The sequence below is a fragment of the Limnohabitans sp. genome (assembly GCF_040401135.1).
Taxonomy (GTDB): domain Bacteria; phylum Pseudomonadota; class Gammaproteobacteria; order Burkholderiales; family Burkholderiaceae_C; genus Limnohabitans.
In genome coordinates, this window is the sequence record NZ_JBBAOV010000029.1 from 22,602 (window position 1) to 28,567 (window position 5,966).

Genomic DNA, 5,966 nt, shown 5'->3' on the forward strand with positions numbered 1-5,966 from the left:
TGCGTGTCAATGGCTTGTGTGGGCGTGATGTCGGGGGTAACCACCTCGCGTGGTTTGCGCTCTTGTTCCTTCCACATCTCACTCAAGGTTTTCAGCAGCTTGGCGGGGTCTTGGCCGATGAGGGGCGTGATGTGTTGCAGCGTGTCGCCGCTGAGTAGGTAAAACCATTCGCGCCAATAGTCTTGCACCAGCGTGAGTTTGAGTTGGTCGGCGTTCTCAAGTCGCGTTTGCTCAAACAGGTTATGGCTTTCTAGCGCGTGCTGCGTGAGCATGCGGCGTGACCAACCGTGAATGGTGTAGATGGCGGCATCGTCCATCCACTCAGCGGCACAGTTGAGCTGCAAGGCGCAGCGTGGCCAAAGCGCTTCGTCAAAGCTGTCACGCAGTTTTTCTAAAAACGCATCTACTTTTAATGAGGTGGGGAAGTTGCGGCCTTGCGCGCTCAAATCAAAGTAAGTGGCGGCTTGGCTCAGTCTTGTGCGAATGCGTTCGCGCAGCTCGGCGGTGGCGGCGTCGGTAAATGTCATCACCAAAATTTGTGGTGGCAGCAAAGCCTCGGTGCGTTCGTGGCCCAGCACCAGGCGCAGGTAGAGCGCAGCGAGTGTCCAAGTTTTGCCCGTGCCTGCGCTGGCTTCTATCACTTGACGGCCGTGCAGCGGCAGGGTGTGTGCGTTGAGGGCTTTCATGCGTCAGCCTCCTCGGCGTGGTCCGCGCTGTCTGCATTCAGGTGAATCACCTTGGCGGCTTTGAACATGGGTTCGTACAAGCGGGTGGCCCAATCGTTCAGGTCTGCTTGCACATCTTCAAAACTTGTGAACACACGTTGCAGGGCGGGCGAGCCTGTGTATTCACCGCTCTTGCCGAAGCCGTCTTCAAACGCTGCTTGCGCTTTGCCCATCGCATCTTTGCTGCCGCCGTACACGCCCATCACAAACGCACAAGCAGTTTTGGCGGCCACGGGCAGGGGCTGCGCCCATGCTTCTAAATACGCATTGCACAGGTCTTGCAAATGTTCTTGCGCTTTTTCCGTTTTGATGGGCTTGAGTTCGATGGCTGCATCAAACCCAATTTGCACACTGGTGGTGGGCGTGCCACTGGCGCACGCGGCCAAGTGGTGCAGCCACAGCTGGCTGAGTGTGTCGATGCGGGGAACTTGGTTTTCTTTTTTGCCTTCGGTCACCGCGCCTGGGCGCAGCGCCACTTGCAGCCACTGTTGCCCAGCGCCATGCGCTTTGCCGTTCGTGTGCCACATGGTTTGGCCATTGGCCCACTCGGCGCTTAAGCGTGTTTGGCCCAGTTGCCAGTGGTCCGCTTGCACGCTCAAGTGGTTAGGCCACTTGGGCAACAACACATCCAATTGCTCGCGCAGTTTTTCGCGGTCGTTCTCAAACAGCAATTGCTGCGCTTCACCAAAACCGGCCATCGCCAGTTGGCCACTCAGGCGTAGTTGGTCAATGGCTTGCTGCGCATCTTCGGCCTGGGCAATGCGTTGGTTGAGTTTGTATTTTTCTAATCCGTCGAGCGAGAAAGGCTCTTCTTCCTCGGCGGCTTCTTGGGGCTGGTCTAGGCGCAAGCGCAAACGGTCCACCAAAAACACTTCCACCGGTTGACGTAGCAAGCGCTGTAAATGTTGCAGCGTGAGTTCCGTGGGTGCGATGGCTGCGGCAGGCGCAGTGGTGCTGTCGGCCAAAGCGGTGCGACTGGCCGAGGCTGCGTCTCGCGATGTGCCTTGCTTTGCTGCACTTGACGGCAGCGCTCTTTGCCAATCATCGGCATACGTTGAAAAGCACGAGTCTTGTGTGAAGTACTTGGGCGAAAACGCTTGCAGCGGCTGCAGCTTTGCCTTGCATGCGGGCGAAGGTTCACCCTTGTCATTGCGCTGCGTCCACACCGCATTGAGGTAGTCCATCAGCTGCGCCACCAACACCGACGGTGGTTTGATTTCGTGGTCGGTCGTGCGGCGGCCTTGCCAGCTGATGTAGAGCTTGTCGCGGGCTGAGAGCAAAGCTTCTAAAAACAAATAGCGGTCGTCTTCGCGGCGTGAGCGGTCGCCTGCGCGCCAGTGTGATTGCGTGCTGCCTGCGTGTGCGGCGTCGCTCATCAAATCAAAGTCGCGTGGGGTTTGGCTGCGTGGGTAGTCGCCATCATTCATGCCCAGCAAGCACACGCACTTGAAGGGGATGGAGCGCATGGGCATGAGCGTGGCGAACTGCACACCACCGCCAAAGAAGCGGCGTTGCATGGCGGGCTGTTGCAGCTGGGCCATCCAGTGTTCGCGCACCACCACCAGTGGCAGTGGGCTGTCGAGGCGTGCCAGTTGGCATTCGGCCAGCCATGTTTCTAGCGGGGCCATCACACTTTCTATCAAGCGTTCATCCGCTTCGTCGCTCGGCTTAAAGAACAACGCGACGAGCTGCTGCAACACCGCTACCCATTCGGTGGGTGTGTGTTCTTGGCGTAGTTTGAGCAGGGCAATTTGTGTGTGGCGCAGCCATTGCAACAAACCGTCCATCATGCGTGCGTCTAGCCCGCCCACGCCTGCTTGCGGTAGTGTGTCGGCCCACGGCGTTGCCAGTTCAGTTGTGGCTCCCGTTGCGTAGCCCAGCAGCAAACGCTCGATGCCAAACAGCCAACTGTTTTGGTTGGCGTCGGCCATGTCGGGCGCAATGCCCCACGGCTTTCGGTGTGGCGCGTCTAGGCCCCAGCGCACACCGGCGTCGGCCAGCCAGGTGTCGAGCTGTGCCACGTCGTGTTCTTCCAGACTAAAGCGTTTGCGTACAGCGGCCACTTCAAACAAGCTTTGCCACTCCACGCGCGTCACGCGCAGTTGGGGCAGTTGCAGCAAGGTGTCAAGAGCTTGCACCAGGGGTTCGGTGCGCGGTGTGGTGTCGGCCACGGTGTAGGGCAGATGGCGCGGGTCGTGGTGTTGAGCGTTGTGTGCAAAGCGGCCAAACACCGCATGGATGTGCGGCGCAAAGTTGGCCATATCGGGCACCATCACCATGATGTCGGCGGGCTTCAAACTGGGGTCAGCATCTAGCCACGCCAGCAGTTGGTCGTGCAGTACTTCTACCTCGCGCTGTGCAGAGTGCGTTTGCACAAAGCGCACGCTGGTGTCGTTTGCGGGCACTTCGCTTAGTTGGTCGGGCAGTGGCGCAAGGTTGAGCAGGGACGACTGCAAGTGCTCCAGCATCGTGGGCTCGCGGCCTTCTTCGGCGGCTGTGTCTGCGGGGTCGACAAACACATCCACGCGGTTGAACTGGCCTTTGTATTGGTCCACATCGTCAAAGCCATCGAGCAAGTGCAAATAGTCGCGGCCATGCTTGCCCCATGCGGCCAGCAGGGGGTGCGTGTCGGTGTGCAGTGTGTATTGGTCGGCCTCGCTCAACGATCCATCGTCTTGCGGCACTGGCAAACCAGCTTTGTGCGCTTGGCGTTGCTTGCTTAACTTCGCTAACTTGATCAAGGGCACGCGGCTTTCCACCACATGGCCCCAGTAATGCTGACAGGGGTTTTGCACCAGCATGAGCACTTGGCACACGCGGCCCAAAGCGGCCAGCGCCTGCACGGTTTGCATGGGCAGCGACGTCACGCCAAACACCATGATGCGGTGCGGCACACCCGCAGGACGTTGGCCATTGCCTTCGTTCAATTCATGCAAGCTGGCCATCTTGGCCATGAACGCCTCGTGCACTTTGGCGCGTGAGCTGTAGCTGTGCTGCAGCTCTGCCTTTAACTCGGCATCAGCCGCAAGGTCGTCTAGCAAATCGCGCCACAGTTCGGGCTGCCAGCTTTGTGCGTCGGGCAGCGGTGTGGCCATGCCCGTTTGTGTGTGCAGTTGGTCTTGGTTATTGGCCCAGTCTTCTAGCCAATCGGCGCGGTAGTTTTGGTAGCCGTCCAGCACATCGGCCAGCTGCGCGGCCAGTTGATAAGCGCGGCGGTTCATGGGCGACGCGTCAGCATCGGCTTGCCCTAGGTAGTTTTTTAGCGGCGCAAAGCTGGGCTTGGCCAACAAACTGGGGAGCAAGCGCATGATGCGCCACACCAGTGGCGACTTGTCCAGCGGCATGTGCGCGGGCACCTGGCTGGGGCCCAACACCGCGCGGTAAATCTGCCACAGCTTGGCAGATGGCAGCTCCACCTGTGTGGCTGCGCAAATGCCAAGGTCTTTGGCCAAAGCCAGCTCGAGCCAATGCTTCATGCCGTTGCTTTGCACCAGCAACACCTCGGGCGCGAGCACGGGCAGCGGGTGGTTGCGGATGAACTGCACCGCCAACTCGCGCAGGCCCTCTAGCTGGTTGCTATGAAGCACCATAAAACCGGTGGCGTGGGGGCTAGACATGTGGGGCAGAACGGGCGAAAAAAGGGGCTAAATATTTGCGTGAGTCAGTGAGCATACTGGAAGGCCAGCTCGTATGGCTCATACATGTTGCTGCTGGTGTGAGGCGCTCGGCTCTGCCATACTTTGCACTTTCAAACCAACTTCGGCAAGATGCATCTGTGTAATGGGTGCAACTTGGTCGGGACCCTGATTGTGTGAATTACTACAACGAAATTTTCTTCGTTCTTTTTGGCTTTATCTTTTTGATACTGGCCATCAGCAGCGCGCCCTATTACCGCAGTGATGCAATCGAACGCCAAAGCCTGCTGCTTGCAGGCATTCCTTTGGCTGGCGCGGTGTCTTATTTTCTTTTTCTCATTGCGCCATTGACCTGGCGTGGATTGATCACATTCGGCAATTTGTTCTTGATCGCCTCCACGGTGGGCGGTGCTTTGTTGGTGCGCAAATGGCGCCATGTAGAGAGCCAAAAACTGTGGGTGGTGCTGGCTGTGTTGTGGGTGATCACAGGTATTGTTTTGGAGTATTTGCGGACCTATGGCACCTTTGAGCAGCGCGTGGTGCTGGTTGTGTCATGGATTGTGTTGTCCGGTGTGTGGACTTGCGTAGAGGCCTACCTGCTTTTTAAAACCAGCAAATCTTTTTATATCTTGGCTTTGATAGTGTTCACCGCATCTTGGTCGGTGGTTAGTCTTTTACGGTTGATCTCGGTAGTTTTTAGCGATTTGCACGTTTTCGATATTTATCAAGAGCCCCTGACCTTGATTCTTTATCGTTTCATCTCTGGCTCGCTTCACCTCTTTTGTCCGATTTTTATGCTCATTCACGCCAGCGAGCGGCTGAATGCGAAGAGCCTTTTAATTCAAAAAGAAAAAGAAAACACCCGTTTGGTTAACGCCGAGCTCACCCAACTTTTGCGTGAGCGTGACCACATGCTCATGATCAACTCGCGTTTTTCGACTGTTGGGAGTATGGCGATGTTTAACTCGGCCATCGTCCACGAATTGAGCCAGCCCCTGACTGCGCTGAATTTAACCCTGCACGAAGTGCAATACCTAGCCAAAGACGCAGACCCATCATTAAAAAACGCCTTGGGCGATAGCGTCAATTTGGTTGAAAAGATTAGCCAAATGACCCACAGCTTGCGGTCGCTGATGGTGGACCAAAAACCTGAGCAGCATACCTTTGACATAGGTGCTTGCATTCAAGGAGTTCTGCCCATACTGAGTAATGAAGCTCGCAGGCGCGTCATTGAATTTACAGGCCCCGAGCCTGATCAGCCCTTTCGCGTCTTAGCCCACAAAGTGCTGTTGGAGCGAATCGTATTTAATTTAGTGGCCAATGCTATCGAGGCTTTGACCTCTAAGGATAGTCAAGCCAAGACACCGCACATTCAGTTATCGCTGCAGCCTCACATGCGTCACAACCGCCCGCATGTGCTGCTGTGCGTCAATGACAACGGCCCGGGGTTTGCGAGCCATCTTTTGACCGAAGAGTGGATGCATTTTCAATCGTCCAAGGCCACGGGCATGGGGGTGGGTCTTATCTTAGGCCGCTACATCCTCAACACGTGGCAGGGCGAACTGGTCTTGGAAAATTTACCATCCGGCGGTGCGAGTGTGCAGCT

The 5,966-nt window shown here is 56.8% G+C and carries 3 protein-coding genes; 1 reads left to right on the forward strand and 2 read right to left on the reverse strand.

What is annotated here, in order from left to right:
- A partial coding sequence (locus ABWP81_RS08880) for a UvrD-helicase domain-containing protein (RefSeq protein ID WP_353141177.1) occupies positions 1–686 on the reverse strand: 686 nt, incomplete at its 3' end.
- A complete protein-coding gene (gene recC / locus ABWP81_RS08885) occupies positions 683–4,342 on the reverse strand; it encodes an exodeoxyribonuclease V subunit gamma (protein WP_353141179.1) in 3,660 nt (1,219 codons plus the stop codon). The genes recC and ABWP81_RS08880, both read right to left, overlap by 4 nt.
- A 194-nt stretch (positions 4,343–4,536) precedes the next feature.
- On the opposite strand from recC, the gene ABWP81_RS08890 reads away from it, so the two are divergent.
- The coding region (locus ABWP81_RS08890) for an ATP-binding protein (protein ID WP_353141181.1) at positions 4,537–5,966 on the forward strand (1,430 nt) is incomplete at its 3' end.